Source organism: Shewanella sp. Isolate13 (genome assembly GCF_022398325.1).
In the GTDB taxonomy this organism is placed as follows: domain Bacteria; phylum Pseudomonadota; class Gammaproteobacteria; order Enterobacterales; family Shewanellaceae; genus Shewanella.
Genome location: NZ_JAKEVD010000006.1, coordinates 20,352 through 37,957 on the forward strand (window position 1 = coordinate 20,352; position 17,606 = coordinate 37,957).

Sequence of the window (17,606 nt, forward strand, 5' to 3'; positions counted from 1 at the left end):
ACTTCGGAACATGGGCCCTCCAGCGAGCAATAATCGATGCTAACCAGTTTAATTTGGCTAAACAGGATTTACGATATCGACGAAATGATGCTTAATGCCAAACTTGTCGGCTAAGTGCTCACCTAACGCCTGAATACCATATAGCTCTGTTGCGTGATGGCCCGCTGCATAGTACTGGATCCCCTGCTCTACGGCGCAATGATAAGTACGCTCCGAGACCTCTCCACTGATAAACGCATCGAGTCCCATATTGGCCGCGATATCGATATAATCTTGCGCGCCGCCTGTACACCAAGCAACCGTGCTCACTACGGCATCGCTATCGCCTAAGTGCTGGCATGGACGATTGAGCTTCTCTGAAATCTGCTCGTTAAAGGCTTTAGCCGATAGCGGCGTTGCGAGCCTACCTTGCCACATCAAACCTTGAGCAACATTCTCAATGGGCTCTGGCTCTACAATGCCTAACACCTTTGCCAACTGCGCATTATTACCCAATTCTGGGTGAGCATCTAACGGCAGGTGATAGCCAAACAAGCTAATATCGTTTACCAGCAGGGCTTTAATACGCTTTTGTTTCATACCAATGATAATTTCAGGCTCACTTTTCCAAAAGAAACCATGGTGAACCAAAATCGCATCGGCATTGAGCTCCACAGCCGCATCAATTAATGCCTGACATGCTGTGACCCCAGTAACAATAGTATTAATCTCTGCCTTACCTTCGATCTGCAAACCGTTTGGAGCATAGTCTTTAAAATTAGATACTTGTAAAAAATCGGCCAAGTATTGGCCTAATTCGGTCCGAGTCATAAATCCGCCGAGAGTAGCAAAAAGTCTATTTTAACCTATTGTTAGTATAAATAGACAGTTAACTCATAGATAAGACGCCGAGTGTGTCTGCTTAAAAAGCAAACCGATTTAACTCACTATTTACGCTAAAGTGCTCAAAACGTCATATAAATACAGCCAGTTCCGGCTAAAATTGGACTTTACAGTGCATTAAACGATAAAATCAGTACAAACCTTCAAGTACACACAAAAATAAACAGGTTATTATTATGTCAAAACTGACCAAAGAAGAAGTTATCAGCTCACTTGAGACTGCGCTAACTCAGCGTGATGGCCAAGCTGTTAAAATTGAACAGAAAGGTAGCTGGTACAAAATCGATGGCGGTAAATCTTTACGCTTTAGTGATTTAGAAGCGATGTTAGCTGAAGTCGGTGGCGATAGTGCACCTGTTGAGGCTAAAGCCGAGAAAAAGGCTGTTGCAGCTAAACCTGCGGCTAAGAAAGCCCCAGCGAAAAAAGCAGCTAAGCCTGCAGCCAAGAGTGGTGGTAAAACACCAAAAGAACTCTGGCGTGAAAAGCTAGCTGGTAAGGGTCAACTCCCTCGCGGTTTTTAATCCTGTTCGATTAAAACTGTCACAGCGAAGGCACTTAGTCTAAAACTTGTAGGCTTCGATTTAGCTTAGCTGGAATTAAAAATAAAAAACTCCATCGCTTTTTTAAAGCGATGGAGTTTTTTATTTTGAGCCCTTCTCTTTTTAGGCCTCATTTATCTGCTGCTAAAACACCGAGACAATACTCACGGGTTATACAGTTGTTCTCATTGTCCAGTAAAATGGTCCCCCTTGTGACGCCAAGCCATGAATCTACACGCCGCTACTATAAGATGCTTTTGCTTACAAATTGCTTTTCCAACAGTGCAAGATAACCGAGTATTAGGATTGATTCTTGAGTTTAAAACGCTACTATGATTGCATCTGCCTCTTTAAATATTCAGTACATTTAAAGGGGTCCTTTCATTCGCCAAATGGGGTGTTTAACCTTTTGGTCGGCAATGTAAGCACCACTAAAAGATGACACATTTTTTAACCCAAGTTTTGGTTTTCACAAAGCTGTTGCCTATAAAACTAAGTATTTCAACAGCAGCGTACGCTAAAAGGTTAGATTTTATTCGTAGGATAAGCAGTATTGTATTGAGGTACTTTTGAACGACTCTCCCAATAGTTCGGCCGCTAACAAGCAAGCATTTGGTGTTCACTTGGCTTTATTGATCCCTATGTTATCTGCCATTGTCGCCATTACACCGCTTGCTATTGATATGTACCTGCCAGCAATGGCAACACTTGCCTCAAGCTTTGACACCGATATCACCTTAGTGCAGCAATCACTCAGCCTGTACTTAGGTGGCTATGCATTGGGCATGCTCTGTTTCGGCCCCTTAGCGGATAGATTTGGGCGTAAACGACTAGTAGTGCTCGGTTTAAGCGGGTTTATGCTCAGCAGCCTCGCGCTGGCATTTGTGACCTCTATTGAATCATTTTTAATTATCCGCTTTATACAGGCCTTTATCGGAGCGGCAGCTACGGTGGTGGTCCCAGGTTATATTAAAGAGTTATATGGTAAAAATACCGCTAAAGGCATGTCTTACGTCAGCCTTATTATGATGCTGGCGCCACTGATAGCGCCGAGTATCGGCAGTCTTATTTTAGAACTTGGCGAGTGGCAGCTAATCTTTTTTATGTTGGCATTCTATGCCTTTATTTTGTTAATGCTGGTTAGCCTTAAACTTAAAATGCCTAGCGATACAGACAACAGCAACCGAAGCACTCAATCATTTTTTGGCGCCTACGCGACAGTGTTTACTAAAAAAGGCGTCAAGCTCAATATTGCTAGCGGCGTACTGACCTCATTTGCATTTTTCTGCTACCTTACAGCTTCGCCTTTCGTGTATATGGAAGTATTTGGCCTAGACAAATCACTGTTTGCGGTTCTGTTCAGCACCAATGTCGGCGCGTTAATGTTGGCCAATGTGGTTAACAGTAAGATTGTCGGACGCTACGGTTCTAAACGTATGCTTAAAGTCTCGACGTTTTTCGGCGCTATCGCAGGCATTGCCCTGCTAAGCGTCAACCTGCTTGGCTTAAGCTATCACTTTACCGTTATGATGCTTCTCCCCCTCATGGCTTGTCTCGGTATTATGTCGGTTAATGCCGATGCTATCGTATTGATGAAATTTCAAAAAGAAACAGGTACGGCAACGGCTGTCATCGGCACATTACGCTTTGGCTTTGGTGCATTAGCAGGCCCTTTGCTCGCACTGTTTTATAGCGGAACCGCTGTGCCCTTCTCCGCACTAATGCTAACGGCGGTGCTGTTAGTGGCACTGTGCCAGTTTTTAAGCCGTCATGAGCCAGCGACCTTAACAGAATGAATCAAGCCCTTTAAGACCCAGCGCTTTAACACCCTAGCCTTTAAGACTCAGGCAAGCATAGCGGGAAGTGGCGGTTACTTATCTCCATATGAGCGTAATTGAAAAGAGAGGCTGGCGAAGCTTTAAGTTGCGATTAACAAGAAGGCAATGCTTAACTCTGTAAGCCAGCAATCTCTTATCACCTTCTAAGTGAGAAAATTATTACTCGCCCGTTAATTCTTCACTGTTTTTGCTCACTATTTTGTTATCAATAATGAATTTTCTTCATTCAGAACAGTTTTTCTCTTAAAGCACTTGTAATAACACAAGGGTTTTATATGATGAAAACGCACTCATTTTTGAGTGTTTGTCAAGCAATTCGATTGCGCATTAATCTCTACCTTAGATTATTTGGCATTTCGCGAGCAAAGATTACCGTCTGAGCTTAATTATTAGAGCGATTACCGTCGCTGTATCAAGATACTGCATACCGTAGCGGTAACTTAAGAGGAAATACTATGGAGAAGTTATCAGGCGCCAGCATGGTCGTCCGTTCTCTTATTGACGAAGGTGTTAAACATATTTTTGGTTATCCAGGCGGATCCGTACTGGATATCTATGATGCCCTACACGAAAAATCTAATATCGAGCATATTTTAGTCCGTCACGAGCAAGCCGCCGTTCATATGGCTGATGGCTATGCCCGCGCCACTGGGGAAGTTGGCGTTGTCTTGGTGACCTCAGGTCCCGGTGCTACCAATACGATAACCGGTATTGCTACGGCCTATATGGATTCGATCCCTATGGTGGTGATCTCTGGACAGGTTCCAAGCCACCTAATCGGTAATGATGCGTTTCAAGAGTGTGACATGATCGGTATTTCACGCCCTGTCGTTAAGCACAGCTTCTTAGTGACCGATCCTCGTGACATTCCAGCCATTATCAAAAAAGCCTTCTATATCGCTTCTAGCGGGCGTCCAGGCCCTGTCGTTGTCGACGTGCCTAAAGACTGTATGAACCCACAAGTTTTGCACGATTATCAGTATCCTGAAGATATCAATATGCGTTCATACAACCCAACGACATCTGGCCATAAAGGGCAGATCCGTCGTGGCCTACAAGCACTGTTAAACGCTAAGAAACCGGTACTCTATGTCGGTGGCGGCGCAGTGATATCCGGGTGTGATGCGCAAATTCTTGCCCTGTCTGAAAAACTTGGGATCCCCGTTGTCAGCACCTTGATGGGCTTAGGTGCATTTCCCGGCACCCACAAGAACAGTGTCGGTATGCTAGGCATGCACGGTTGCTACGAAGCCAACATGACGATGCACAATAGCGACCTTATTTTTGGTATCGGTGTGAGATTTGATGATCGTACTACCAATAATGTCGAGAAGTATTGCCCCAATGCCAAGATCTTACATATCGATATCGATCCCTCCTCTATCTCAAAGACGATTAGAGTCGATATACCTATTGTGGGTTCGGCTGAAAAAATCTTAGATGATATGCTTAAGCAGATCGAGGCGAACGATTATGGCATCACAGATCCCGCCGCCAATGATGAGTGGTGGAGCGATATCACCACATGGCGAGCTGTCGATAGCCTAAAGTACTCCACCAATGACAAGAAAATTAAGCCACAACAGGTTATCGAGGCCTTACATAAGCTTACCAATGGTGATGCCTATGTGGCATCCGATGTGGGTCAGCATCAGATGTTTGCGGCGCTCTACTATCCATTCAATAAACCACGTCGCTGGATCAACTCTGGCGGCCTAGGCACCATGGGCTTTGGATTGCCAGCCGCCTTAGGTGTAAAGTTGGCGATGCCTGAAGAAACCGTTATCTGCGTGACGGGTGATGGCTCGATTCAGATGAATATTCAGGAGCTTTCTACTGCACTGCAATACGATATCCCTGTAATTATTATCAACTTGAACAATCACTTCTTGGGCATGGTGAAGCAGTGGCAAGATATGATCTATGCCGGTCGCCACTCACAGTCCTATATGGACTCGGTGCCAGATTTTGCAAAAATTTCTGAGGCTTATGGCCATATAGGCATGACTATTAGTAACCCTGCTGAACTTGAAGCGGGTCTTGAGAAAGCGCTTAGCATCAAAGACAGACTGGTATTTATGGATATCCATGTCGATGAGACAGAGCACGTTCACCCAATGCAGATCCGCGGCGGGGCAATGAATGAAATGTGGCTAAGCAAAACGGAGAAAAGCTAATGCGTCGTATTATATGTGTATTACTTGAAAACCAGCCTGGCGCCCTATCACGAGTTGTTGGATTGTTTTCTCAGCGTGGTTATAACATCGAAACCTTAACCGTTGCGCCAACCGAAGATAGCACCCTGTCGCGCCTTACGGTTACCGTTAATGCCGATGAATATATTTTGGAACAGATTGAGAAGCAATTACATAAGCTTATCGATGTCCTTAAGGTCTCTAATATCACCGAGTCCGCTCACGTAGAGCGAGAACTTGCTCTCATTAAAGTTAAAGCACACGGCGATAACCGTGAAGAGGTGAAGCGGCTAGCGGATATTTTCCGTGGCCAAATTGTCGATGTCACCCAAAGCCTTTATACCGTGCAGCTAATCGGTACCAGCGAAAAACTCGATGCTTGTATAGCAGCACTGGCAGATTTTACCAAGGTGGTCGAGATCTCTCGCTCTGGTGTTGTTGGGTTAGCCCGTGGCGAAAAGGCGATGAAAGCCTAGAGCTCTAACAGCGACATAGCAAAAGGGAGCCAATTGGCTCCCTTTTTAAATTAACTTATTAGCAATAACCTATAGGGTTAGCTGCCTATTACTCGCTATCGAGTAATCTTGAGCTACCAATCTCAATTTTACGCGGTTTCATCGCCTCTGGGATTTCACGCTTAAGATCGATATTCAATAAACCATTCTCTAGGTTTGCACCAATCACTGTAACGTAATCGGCAAGCTGGAATGTACGCTCAAATCCGCGCTCAGCGATACCTTGATACAGGTATTTGCGCTCATCGGTTGCCTCGGCTTTCGTGCCCTTGACTAACAGCTTGTCACCTTCGCTTGTGATCTCAAGTTCCTGCATCGAAAAACCTGCTACAGCCATAGTGATACGGTAGCGGTGTTCATTAATCAGTTCGATATTATAAGGAGGGTAACCAGAATTGCCTTTATTCGACGCGGCATGCTCGGCTAGCTGTGCTAAACGGTCGAATCCAATAGCGCTGCGGTATAGTGGTGTTAGATCATAATTTCTCATGGGTATATCCTTGTCTTAAGCAATATTTTTAAAAGTTAGGTGGCCGACAACTGTCGCACCACAACGAAGCGGTTATTCGCTTCTCACCTATCCTTTGCCCCGAAGGCTCAATATTTAGGTGGATTAATTAGGTCCTCATCGAGCGACCTTACAACTAATATGTGGACGCAAAAAACGTTTTCAAGAGAATTGATAAAAAAATTTATTTTTCTCTCTTTATAAAAACCAAATAACAGATAGAAAAGCGTAACTTTAACACTGAGTGTGGCGTGGTCACGTTTAAATGAGCTTTTAAGCCATTAAACACAGCCTACCCTCACTTTCATTCGTTTTGCATCGTCACCTCAAATGATGATAACCCTCTACTGAAACCAGCTGTTTAGGGCTGAAAACAAAAAATCCAGTACTCGCCTAGGCAAGCACCGGATTTTTAAACGAATTACGTCAGTAAGCTTTGGCTCCTACCTTAAACAAATATCACTGCTTAACTCTGGTGCTAAAGCTTGACTATCAAGCAATGTACTGCTTATTTGGCACAGCTCTTAACTTCAGAACCACCACGGAAGAACTTAGGATGTCCACCGTTAGCAGGCGCGTATTCAGCAACCTTGATATTTGGATTCTTCTCGAAGTATTCACGAAGTACCGATGCATCACTACGTTGCGTATCAATGTAGTTCGCGTGAGCGGTAACAACCGGATAATCATCGCCACCTTTAGCGCTGAAGTTAATCAGTGAGAAGGTGTAATTATCAGCAAGATTGAAATCACGGCCACCTAGAGATGCGATCTGTACGATATCTGCAGAAGTCGCGTCAGGGTTGATCTCTATCGCATCACAGGTAACATTCATTTCCATAGGGTAAAGCTGTGGCATTCCGCCGCCCGTCTTCAACGCTACGTTTGCTAGGTAATCTTGAACTTCCGTACCCGTCATGGTCACAAATGCAACATCATTCGCGAATGGCTGTACTGTGAGTACATCGCGGTATGAAATCGTACCTTCCGCAATCGAATCGCGGATACCACCTGAGTTCATCACACCAAAATCAACCGTTGGTTCAAAATTAGCTGTAACCCAATCGGCATAGGCGCGTGTCAGCAACTGGCCTAAGTTTGTTTGCTCGGCGCGAACAACACCACGATCACCTTCTAGCTTACCGTCAGTGCTTGAAATCGCCACATCGAGTAATTCTTGGCCAAGATCTTGGTAGTGCTGCAATGCATCAAGTACAAGCTGGTCTTGTTCAATTTCTTCTGTAATGAAAACAAGCTCTTCGTTTTCATTCTCTTCTTTCAAGTTAATTGGGATCAGCTTATAACTTGAAAGTGATAGTTGTCCGTCAATGTATTCGAAGTCAGCACGGCCAACATACTTACCCCACTCATGGGCTTGCATGATGAAAGTACCATTCTTTTCATCAGGCTTACATTCATCACCAGGGTTAAAGTCAGCGTAACCATCACCTTCCATACAAACTGGGTTTTGTGAGTGACCACCGATAATGGCTTGTAACTTACCTTTTGCGACAGACTCAGCTAACTTAACATCGCCAGGTGCTTCTGTACCATGTTCGCCATTAGCATAGTGACCCATATGAGTAAGTGCGAACACCATATCAACTGTTTCATTAGTTTCGATTTCAGTTAATACTTTTTGAATTTCTTCTTGAGGATCGGTGAAGTGTAGGCTTGCCACGTTATCTGGGCTAACAACTTTTGGCGTATCAACAGTGGTAAAGCCGATGATAGCAACCTTAAGACCGTTGATTTCAAATACGCGGTAAGGCTCAAAGTAGCGCTCTTGCGTTGGATCGCCATTTAAGTCTTTCTTGTAGATGTTTGCCGCTAACATTGGGAACTGAGCAATATTAGCTTGCATGTCTAGCACTGTTAACGGGTTATCAAACTCGTGGTTACCAACAGCCATCGCGTCATAACCCAGCATACTCATACCGATAAAGTCCGGTACAGCATCCTGCATATCCGACTCTGGTACACCAGTATTGATATCACCACCAGATAGCAGGATAGTGTCACCACCAGCGCGTTCTACTTCATCACGAATATTGTCAATAGCTGTTTTACGTGCAGCCATGCCATATTCACCGTCTTTGTTAGCCCAAAAACGGCCATGGTTATCATTGGTATGAATAACAGTGAAAATGGTACAAGCATCGCCCGCATCGGCACAAGCTTGTGAGATATACTTATTGTCATCATTGTTATCGCTACCACAAGCTGTTAACGCAGATACAACAGCCGTTGCAACTAGTCCTTTTAGTAAAATCTTATTCATTACAATCAACCCCTTGATTATTTTTATATTTTATCGATTTAAAATTATCTCGCACAAAATACGACGATTTTTAATCGCGCACCATCTTAGCAAATCTTGACCATAATTTGTGTCACATTTATTACACATCGTGATCTAAGCGACTCTTTTATAAACAAATTATTAGCGCAACCATTCGCTATATAGAACAAGGAGGGTTAAATAAAAAGGCAAGCCAAAGGATTAATAGGCTTAGAAAAAGCTAAGCGAAGAATAAAACACGAAAATACATAAAGTTAAAGTTATACCTAGAATAAATTAATTATCCCGATTACAGAACAGGCAGCAGCAAAAACACCGCCACCAGTTCTGAGCAAAAAACAAGCAAGCAGGATTTTATTTACCGTATGGCAGCACTGACTGCAGCCAAAGGGAGATATCTTGTAGCTGTTCAGGTAAAACATTGTGCGCCATATTGTAGGTTTTCCATTGTGTATTGAAGCCCGCGTCTTGAAGCAATTCAAAGGCCATCTGACCAGCATCCACAGGAACCACATCATCTTCAACACCGTGGTGTTGCAAGATTGAGGTGTCACGATTCACACTTGAAAGCCCCTTAGGCAAGGAATCACCACTTGGCAGATAACAGGATAACGCCATGATCCCCGCCAGTTTGTGTGGCAATCGAAGGCCTGTGTATAGGCTCATCACTCCACCTTGACTAAAACCTGCTAATACAATGTTTTCTGACGGGATCCCAAGTGCTATTTGTTCTTCAATCAAAGCGATGATCTGTTGCTCACTCTGCTCAACACCTTGCTTATCTGCTCGTTCATGCAGATCCATGCTCTTGATATCGTACCAAGCCCGCATGATATAACCGCCGTTAATGGTCACCGCTTGCTCTGGTGCATGGGGAAAGATAAAACGGATGCTATGCTCACTACCTAGCCCTAATGCCGGTACAACTGGAGCAAAGCCAGCACCGGAGTCTCCTAGGCCATGAAGCCAGATAACGCAGGCCTTAGCGGCGACTGTGGGTTCAATGGTAATACGTTCTAATTGATTGGCAGACATATGGTTCCTTTCTTCTTAGTATGGTCGCAAAAGCAAAATAATAGCTAAGCGATAATGCGTACTGGGTATCGAAGCTGTAAAAGATATATTAGCGAAGGTTACACTCGCTAGTTACGCAATGCCGAGCTCGTCTTTGATCTCTTGTAGTTGCTCATTTGAGTCGAGCTTAATGTTCCAGCGCACCGCGCCAGCATCGGCTACGAGCATCAGCGCATCTTGATGCAATTTTATATCGTCAACCATGGCATAGAGCTGGCAGCCATTGTCCAGTCGCACCTGAACTTCAAATGGCGAGAGAATGAGTTTTCCCGCGGAAAATTGAATAATCATAATGAACCATCTTCTTTAACAATCACAAAAAAGCCCAACACTGTTGGGCCTCAATCCACCGACTTAATCCACTTAGTGTTGGTGTCCGCCTTTACCATGGGCATGACCATGTGCAATCTCTTCGCTGGTCGCATCACGCACGTCCATGACTTCCAAATCGAAAGTTAACTCACGGCCCGCAAGCGGATGATTGATATCAACAGTCGCCATGAACTTACCGACTTTTAAAATAGTCACTTGGCGCTGACCTTGATCTGTGTTGATCAATGCACGCATGCCTGGCTTCCAGACACTTGCACCTTGCAGATGCTTTACAGAAACACGCTGCTCGCAATCTTCGTTACGCTCGCCATAAGTTTCGCTCGCAGGCAGAGTCACCGAAAACTTAGCCCCGACCTCTTTGCCTGTTAGCGCATCTTCAACGCCTGGCATCATGTTGTCATGGCCGTGAAGGTAAGCAATCGGGTCTAAACCTTCGTTGGTTTCTAATACTTCACCCTGCTCATCGCGTAGTGTGTAGTTAAACTGCACAACTGAATCGTCTTTAATACTCATGGTATTCCTTAACACTGTTAGCTCAAATTTAATGGCCGCAGCTTAGCAAAACTGACTAGAAGCCTCTAGTTTTATCTGCTGTTATGCCTTTACCCTAAAGGGCTTTGGAGTCGTTATAGGTTCAATGCCTCGCACCTGGCACAATAGCGATATGTTCAATCTGTTGCAGTACCTCTGTGTTCGCCAACGCAAGCTGGCAAACGCCTGAGGTGATCTGGTGTTTAGTTGAACAGTCAACACTCCACTGGCGCAACAGGTACCCCGCTAAAGCCGCTCTTGAGGTTAATGTTAGCTGCTTATCTTGCATTTGATAGTCCAGCTCAATCGCCTCGGGATGAGTCAATGATGGGTGAGGAACGAGTACTAGCTGTACCTCTTTATGCCACATTAAATCATTCTCGCTATGCTCGTTGTCGTTGATCTCAGCGCAGATAAGCTCAATGGACTTAATACGTGTTGCAACGAAGTCACTAAAGACCCCATTAACCCTGTCATAGGCTCTTACATGCCAGCGTTGGCCATTATTCACCAACGCATGGGGAACGATTTCGCGGATTTTCTCCCCAGAGGAGACCGACACATAGGCCACCTTGACCGCCTCCTTATCTTGGATGGCTCGCATCAGTGCTGCAACGACTGAGGTGTGGGGATGAATGAGTTGCACCGCATCTATGCATACCCTGCTGGGCTGTACGGGATGAGAAAGACCGTCACCGAATCCTTTCGCTAATCCGTGCAGAATGGCTTGCGGCTCATGGTCAAATAGCGGGGTGAACTCACCGAGACGGTGGTAGCTCTTAGTTTGATGCACCAGGCGCATGTTATCTGGCGCTAAAGCGTTGTAGCTTTGAAGATCTCGGGTTGCAGCCGCGAGTCCTGTGGCAAACTTCTTAATCAAGTCTTGACGGGAGACTTGGCCAAAATACTGCAAACTAAAGTCGATAAAAGCTAAACGTTGCCGCTGTGCGTGCGTTAAATCATCCATAATATTCCCCAACAAAATTTTATGGATGCTAATCTAAGCGACAATGAATAAGGGTGCAATCGTTTTGATTACACCCCTAGCATTTTGCAACTCTATTTAACTTTCAATGCGTTAAACGTAGCCTCGTCGGGATAGCCATCGGCAACTAATCCTTGGCTCTTTTGGTAGGCTCTCAGCCCTTTCAATGATTTCGCCCCTAAAATACCATCGGGCTTGCCGACATCATAACCTAGGGTATTTAATTGGCTTTGTAACTCTTTCACACGAGCGCGGCTAAGATTTGGCATCTTAGGCGGCGTCACGTTAAGTGCTACGCCGCCATTAATCCTGTCGGCAAGATGGCCGACAGCAATGGCGTAAAAGGTTGAGCGGTTCCAGCGCATGATCACATCAAAATTGTCATAGCCTAAGAATGCGGGCCCGGTATGCCCCGATGGTAGATACAGTGCAGCCTGCATATCTGGCGTACTTAATGGAGAACCATTAGCCTGAGTGATCCCAAGTTCCGCCCAACGAGCCAGTGGCTGCGCTTCGGCCTTACCTAGGTGAGCATAAGAGAAGTTTGCCGGTAGTGTCACTTCTCGTCCCCAACGCTCGTTGCGCTTCCAGCCAAGGTTTTGTAAAAAGTTCGCCGCAGAGGTTAACGCATCTTCAGTACTGTTCCACAGGTCGGCTTTACCATCTCCATCGCCGTCAATGGCGTATTTTGCATAGGCCGATGGCATAAATTGAGTGTGCCCCATTGCACCAGCCCAAGAGCCGACCATATCGGTTTCGGTAAAGTTATAACGCTCTTTAAGCTTTAATGCCTGCATTAACTCAGTTGTGAAATAGCGACTTCGTCTTGGATCGCAAGCAAGGGTCGCCAAGGAGTCTAACACCGACATCTTGCCCTTGTAGGATCCAAAGTTAGTTTCTAGTCCCCAGAACGCTAACAGGTACTGAGGCGGAACCCCATACTCCTTTGCCAATTTTTGTAATAGCACTTTATGCTCGCGGTAGAGCTTACGCCCCTGCTCCACTCGCCAGTCGGTGACACGTTTGCTGAAGTAATTCTCAAAAGAGCTACTAAATTCCGGTTGCTTTTGATCTAGCTCTATCACTCTTGGCACATATTTCACGTTTGCCAAGGTTTGCTCGATAGTTTGCTGAGATAAACCCTCAGATTTAGCCGTCTGTTGTAGACTGGCCACACAACTAGCCCAATTAGGCTGCTCCACCGCGTAAGCAGCAGAGGTCGAAAGAAGAAGCGCTGTAGCCAGGGGGATTGATTTTAACAATTGAAGACTCCCAAAATGAATGACTGTAACGTATAAAATGACTCTGTTTGATTAAACTTTCCTTAAACACACTTAATCTCACCTAAACCTTGAGTATTGTTTAATCAAACCTTTGTAAAATATCATACTATGTTCGCTGCATAATATAGACTAAATTCACTTAAATTTTACGACCAAATGATGTTTGTGTTGCAAGTGCTCAGTTTGCAAACGAATGTCGCTGGATTATCCTGCTTTTATCCACTATCAACTTAGATATATACCTTAAATAACTTGCTAAAATCCGACGCCAACTGCAGACTATTACTCATTAAAGCTCGTCTTTCGATAGCTAATCGATATCTAACCAAACAAGAGATTAATCATGACTGAAGTGACTCCTGCATTAGAAAGTTTCATCAACAACGTAAAACTATCCCAAGTTGTTTGGGGTCTTCAAGATGAGACAGGTGAAGGCTGGGTTGTCTGCGACTCTTCTGAATATGAAGCCACAGACGTGATGCCTTTATGGTCAGAAGAAGCGCAAGCTAAAAGCCACTGTACCGACGAATGGAAAGACTACAAAGCTGTCGCGATCACTCTTGAAGAGTTTCTAGAGTTCTGGGTTAGCGACCTTAACGATGACGGCGTACTGATTGGCGTAGATTGGATTGCCGATCAAGATTGCCAAGAAGTCGACCCTATCGTTCTAGCCACATCGCTTGTGGACATTGAAAAAGAGTAAACCCTAGTCTTAAAATGATGAAACTGCCAAAGCGCACAATCTAATCCGTTGTGCGCTTTGTTTTTATAAAAAGGAAACGTTTCAGTGCAGGATTTAGCCCCCTTAATCGATATCCCCTTTGACCGCAGGCATAGTTGCTGGTTTTGCGGCGAGCCTAGCAATCAGCAGTGGAGTTATCTAAAAGAAACCTACACTCCTCACCCCTCTTTAACGGTCCCCTGCTGCGGTGAATGCTTAAGACTCGCCAAACAGCATAAGCTGACCTCGATTTGGGACTGTAAAATGGCGGTCAAAGATGAGCTAATGCGGATCTACGAGAAACACCTTGCCATCGGTGTGAATTGGACCAAGCAGGAGCTAGAGGAATCTGAGTTCGAGGACAAGGTCTTCGGTGGCTTTAAGAAAAGCGGCTGGATGATGTATGAGATCGCACGAGATAGAGTTAACTATAGCGGCTGGCCTCTGAGTCTTAACGGTGTTGTCATCGACGATTATGGCTATGACGCCTCATTTAGCTTCGATGGCGTGAGTTATCGTTCGGTCAGCCAGGCTATAGCGTTTTATGGCAAGCAATTTACCCTCGACAAACGCTTTCTAGAAGATGTTATCGCTATTGTGGGTAAAGACAGGTTTGGCTTTGCGGTGCGTATCGCCCAGATCAATATTGCTGCAGTGCCTGAATTAAAAAAGCAGGTATTACGAGAGTTAAGAGAAGAGCACGCAGAATAACTTAGCTCTAAATGAGTTTGCGACTCTTCCTTTGCAGAGCTTAGCTAAACAGCTAAGCTCTCTCTTAATCTGTCCTGCACCACCTCTACCAACAGATCCGGCTGAAACTTAGAGATAAAGCGATCGCAGCCGACTTTTTCGACCATGGCATTATTGAAACTACCACTGAGGGAGGTATTTAAGGTAATAAACAAGTCTGCCATGCGTTTGTCACTGCGTACCTCATGGGTAAGCTTGTAACCGTCCATCTCAGGCATCTCGGCATCGGTGATCAGCATTAAAATATGATCGGTTATCACTTTACCCTCATCGCACCAGCGCTTTAAAAGGTTCAGTGCGACTAAGCCATCTGTCGCCTCAATCACCTCTAAACCTAATTGCTCGAGCGTTTCGCGCACTTGTCGCCGCGCGGTTGCCGAGTCATCGACAATTAATACTCGACGACCATGCATCTGAGGTAAAAGACGCTCATCGAGGACCCCCTCTGACAGCTTAATGTCGTAATGAATGATCTCAGCAAGTACCTTCTCCACATCGATAATAGAAACCAGTTCTTGCTTATCTTGATATTCGATACGTGTTATTGCGGTTAAGTAGTTATCTCGGCCTACCGTTTTCGGTGGCGGCATGATATCGCCCCAGGTCAGGTTAACGATATGCTCAACCTTATCAACCAAGAACCCCTGAACTGAACGGTTATACTCGGTAATGATAAGATTACTTTCAGGCTGAATAACGGACTGTCTAAAACCTATCGCCTTTCTCAGATCGATAACGGGTATAGACATTCCACGCAGGTTTGCGACTCCGATGATACTGTTATGGCTGCCCGGCATAGCACTTAATTTAGGAACTTTAACCACCTCTTTCACTTTAAAAACGTTAATCGCGAAGAGCTGAGTGACACTGATCCGAAACAGCAATAGCTCAAGTCGGTTTTCACCAACGAGCTTAGTACGTTGATCGACACTTGCCAGCATTTGAGTCATTACAGTCCCTTAGTTTTTATCATTTTTATCCGATTATAAAGAATTTCCCTTAGAAATCATTTATCCACGCCACAATTCGGCTATTTTATTAAACCTTGATAACTTGCCAACAATACAAAAATCGGTAGCTGAATCATAAACTGATCATTACTTGTACTACAGACGTATAGCAAAACAGGCCACAACTGCAGTGATTATTATGTTATTACCACTTTTCCCACTTTCAGTATGTATTTTACCTGGCGGATTTACGCAACTGAGGATATTTGAAATTAGATATCAACGCTTAGTAAAAGAGTCATTACACAATGAGCTTGGTTTTGGTGTGTGCATGTTAGATGAAGATAAACAAACGCTGCTGCCAATTGGTACCCGCTGTAAGATTATCGATTTTGAAACCTTAGAAGATGGATTACTGGGGATCACTATTTCTGGAATAGAAAGGTTCAAACTTGAGCACTTTACTAATGAGAAGGATGGCTTAAAAAGGGGGAAAGTCACTATTTTGCCAGGTTGGGATCCTATTCCAATAGCAAACAACCAACAAAAGCTTACGCAGGTATTAAGGGAGTTAATGACTCATTACCCCACTCACTTGACTCGCTATAATATAGAAAACTTCAACGACTTAGCATGGATTTGCCAAAGGTGGTTAGAGATCTTGCCTTTACCCGCTATCGACAAACAACACTGCATCGCAGCCAAAGACCATCGTCTTGCGTTAAGCATGTTAGATGATCTGCTGCAAGAAAGTGATCTAAATTAAATTTGCTTTCGTATCACTCACTATATCTTTAGGGCAGACAACGACAGCCTTTTATCAAAGAGTGGTAAGAATGCAAAATATTCAATCACAATGTCGCCAAAGTGGTTATGATAAAGCTTATATCATAACTAATAAGCACTCTATGGACGACACGAACACAGAAGCGATTATCGACACGCTCACTAAAAGTTTGTCGGAAGTGGCCGACAATCGTGACAGGCAGGCATATGCGCTGCTTTTTAGCTACTTCGCGCCAAAAATCCTTAATTTTGGTAATCAAAAACTCGCCAATCAAGGCTTAGCAACCGATTTAGTGCAAGATACCATGACAACCGTGTGGACCAAAGCCCACCTTTTCAATAGAGATAAAGGTTCAATCACCACTTGGGTGTTTACGATTATGAGAAACCGCTGCTTTGATATGCTTAGAAAGGTGCAGCACAACAAAGAAGACACATTTGCAGATGATATTTGGCCAGTGTTTGAAAACTCAACTGAAGAAGAACACCCAGACCATGTCTTCACCGCAAAGTTACTCAAACATGTTGATGCCCTACCACTTGGCCAAAGACAAGTAGTAAAAGGGATTTATCTTCAGGAATTAAGCCAACAAGAACTCGCCAGCAAATTGGATGTGCCTTTAGGCACAATAAAATCGAGACTTAGACTAGGCCTTGTGAAACTGAGAAGTATTTTGGAGAAAGATTATGATTAAGTATCATCCAAAACAAGAGATGCTATTACTGCACGCTCAGGGGCAATTGCATCTAGGTCTTGCCAATGCAGTATCTGCCCATTGTGAACTTTGTGCGGAATGTAGACACAAGCTAAATGTACTTACCGAACAGGTGGCGCAGGCAAGTCTCGTTGACAATAGGCCATCAGTTGAGGCAACAAACACTGAAATGGACTTTAGCGATATGATGGATCAAATCATGGGGCTACCAGCAACGCCCCAAACTAGCCACTCAACATCTAGAAAAATAGTGCAAGTTAATGGCTATCAATATCAACTGCCTCGCGCTTTAAGCCAACAAGCGAATAAGTCATGGAGCGGGTTTGGAAAAATAAGTCGTATGCGACTAGATGCAGATGATGATACTGCACGTGCAAGCTTGTTACATATCGATGCGAATGGGGAAATCCCCGAACACACCCACACAGGACGTGAAATAACCCTTCTACTATCAGGATCTTTTGAAGATGAGTTTAGCCAATATGTGCCAGGTGATTTTATAGAGCTTGATGCTCAACATAAACACACTCCTAAGACGACTAATGGGTGTCTATGCTATACCGTAGTAGATGCACCACTGCACTTTACTAAGGGCATTAGTAAACTGCTTAACCCTATTGGTGAACTCATTTATTAGCTTAGGATGCAGTGCAAACAAAAAAGGTCGCAATCGCGACCTTTTTTCAATGTGGTAAAAC

Annotated in this window: 18 protein-coding genes; 9 read left to right on the forward strand and 9 right to left on the reverse strand. The window is 44.4% G+C overall.

From position 1 onward, the window contains the following. Positions 1–57: 57 nt before the first annotated feature. Positions 58–810: a Nif3-like dinuclear metal center hexameric protein gene (locus L1D44_RS05645; protein ID WP_239889185.1), complete on the reverse strand. Its 753-nt coding sequence runs from the start codon at positions 808–810 to the stop codon at positions 58–60. A gap of 248 nt (positions 811–1,058) precedes the next feature. Here L1D44_RS05645 and L1D44_RS05650 point away from each other — a divergent pair, with 248 nt between their 5' ends. The 4 genes from L1D44_RS05650 to ilvN all read left to right on the forward strand — a co-directional run bounded on the left by L1D44_RS05650 (position 1,059) and on the right by ilvN (position 5,930). Next, the gene (locus L1D44_RS05650) at positions 1,059–1,403 is read left to right on the forward strand and encodes a hypothetical protein (RefSeq protein ID WP_220768715.1); all 345 of its coding nucleotides are present in this window, start codon (positions 1,059–1,061) and stop codon (positions 1,401–1,403) included. A gap of 659 nt (positions 1,404–2,062) precedes the next feature. Next, positions 2,063–3,217: a multidrug effflux MFS transporter gene (locus L1D44_RS05655; RefSeq protein ID WP_239889353.1), complete on the forward strand. Its 1,155-nt coding sequence runs from the start codon at positions 2,063–2,065 to the stop codon at positions 3,215–3,217. Positions 3,218–3,714: 497 nt separating this feature from the next. Then, entirely contained in the window at positions 3,715–5,436 is a 1,722-nt protein-coding gene (locus L1D44_RS05660; protein ID WP_239889187.1) for an acetolactate synthase 3 large subunit, read from the forward strand. Continuing rightward, the gene (gene ilvN, locus L1D44_RS05665; RefSeq protein ID WP_239889191.1) at positions 5,436–5,930 is read left to right on the forward strand and encodes an acetolactate synthase small subunit; all 495 of its coding nucleotides are present in this window, start codon (positions 5,436–5,438) and stop codon (positions 5,928–5,930) included. Before L1D44_RS05660 ends, ilvN begins: the two co-directional genes overlap by 1 nt. Positions 5,931–6,018: 88 nt before the next feature. Here ilvN and L1D44_RS05670 read toward each other — a convergent pair whose 3' ends face one another. From L1D44_RS05670 to L1D44_RS05700, 7 genes are all read right to left on the reverse strand, one after another. Next, the gene (locus L1D44_RS05670; RefSeq protein WP_239889195.1) at positions 6,019–6,459 is read right to left on the reverse strand and encodes an Hsp20 family protein; all 441 of its coding nucleotides are present in this window, start codon (positions 6,457–6,459) and stop codon (positions 6,019–6,021) included. A 526-nt stretch (positions 6,460–6,985) separates the two neighbouring features. Then, positions 6,986–8,758, reverse strand: a complete 1,773-nt coding sequence (gene ushA, locus L1D44_RS05675) for a bifunctional UDP-sugar hydrolase/5'-nucleotidase UshA (RefSeq protein WP_239889198.1) — start codon at positions 8,756–8,758, stop codon at positions 6,986–6,988. A gap of 375 nt (positions 8,759–9,133) precedes the next feature. Then, complete coding sequence (locus L1D44_RS05680; protein WP_239889199.1) at positions 9,134–9,814, reverse strand: alpha/beta hydrolase; 681 nt, start codon at positions 9,812–9,814, stop codon at positions 9,134–9,136. A 111-nt stretch (positions 9,815–9,925) separates the two neighbouring features. Further along, the gene (locus L1D44_RS05685) at positions 9,926–10,144 is read right to left on the reverse strand and encodes a DUF3389 family protein (protein ID WP_239889201.1); all 219 of its coding nucleotides are present in this window, start codon (positions 10,142–10,144) and stop codon (positions 9,926–9,928) included. Positions 10,145–10,216: 72 nt separating this feature from the next. Next, complete coding sequence (locus tag L1D44_RS05690) at positions 10,217–10,699, reverse strand: peptidylprolyl isomerase (protein ID WP_220768723.1); 483 nt, start codon at positions 10,697–10,699, stop codon at positions 10,217–10,219. 121 nt (positions 10,700–10,820) lie between these two features. Then, positions 10,821–11,684 (reverse strand): WYL domain-containing protein, encoded by an 864-nt coding sequence (locus L1D44_RS05695; protein ID WP_239889206.1) that lies wholly within the window; start codon positions 11,682–11,684, stop codon positions 10,821–10,823. A gap of 92 nt (positions 11,685–11,776) precedes the next feature. Then, entirely contained in the window at positions 11,777–12,904 is a 1,128-nt protein-coding gene (locus L1D44_RS05700; RefSeq protein ID WP_239889354.1) for a lytic murein transglycosylase, read from the reverse strand. Positions 12,905–13,328: 424 nt separating this feature from the next. Between L1D44_RS05700 and L1D44_RS05705 the strand changes: the two genes are divergently transcribed. Together L1D44_RS05705 and L1D44_RS05710 are read left to right on the forward strand one after the other, a co-directional pair. Further along, entirely contained in the window at positions 13,329–13,688 is a 360-nt protein-coding gene (locus L1D44_RS05705; RefSeq protein WP_239889207.1) for a DUF2750 domain-containing protein, read from the forward strand. 84 nt (positions 13,689–13,772) lie between these two features. Continuing rightward, positions 13,773–14,417, forward strand: a complete 645-nt coding sequence (locus L1D44_RS05710) for a hypothetical protein (RefSeq protein ID WP_239889209.1) — start codon at positions 13,773–13,775, stop codon at positions 14,415–14,417. Positions 14,418–14,461: 44 nt separating this feature from the next. Here the strand turns inward: L1D44_RS05710 and L1D44_RS05715 are convergent, their stop codons facing one another. Then, positions 14,462–15,406: a chemotaxis protein CheV gene (locus L1D44_RS05715; protein ID WP_239889210.1), complete on the reverse strand. Its 945-nt coding sequence runs from the start codon at positions 15,404–15,406 to the stop codon at positions 14,462–14,464. Positions 15,407–15,605: 199 nt separating this feature from the next. Here L1D44_RS05715 and L1D44_RS05720 point away from each other — a divergent pair, with 199 nt between their 5' ends. The 3 genes from L1D44_RS05720 (at position 15,606) to L1D44_RS05730 (ending at position 17,545) form a co-directional block, all read left to right on the forward strand. Further along, positions 15,606–16,172 carry an LON peptidase substrate-binding domain-containing protein gene (locus L1D44_RS05720; protein ID WP_239889214.1) on the forward strand — a complete coding sequence of 189 codons (567 nt, stop codon included), beginning with the start codon at positions 15,606–15,608 and terminating at the stop codon, positions 16,170–16,172. Between the two features lie 70 nt (positions 16,173–16,242). Next, a complete protein-coding gene (locus L1D44_RS05725; protein ID WP_239889219.1) occupies positions 16,243–16,887 on the forward strand; it encodes a sigma-70 family RNA polymerase sigma factor in 645 nt (214 codons plus the stop codon). Next, a complete protein-coding gene (locus L1D44_RS05730) occupies positions 16,880–17,545 on the forward strand; it encodes a ChrR family anti-sigma-E factor (RefSeq protein ID WP_239889223.1) in 666 nt (221 codons plus the stop codon). Before L1D44_RS05725 ends, L1D44_RS05730 begins: the two co-directional genes overlap by 8 nt. Positions 17,546–17,606: the final 61 nt, after the last annotated feature.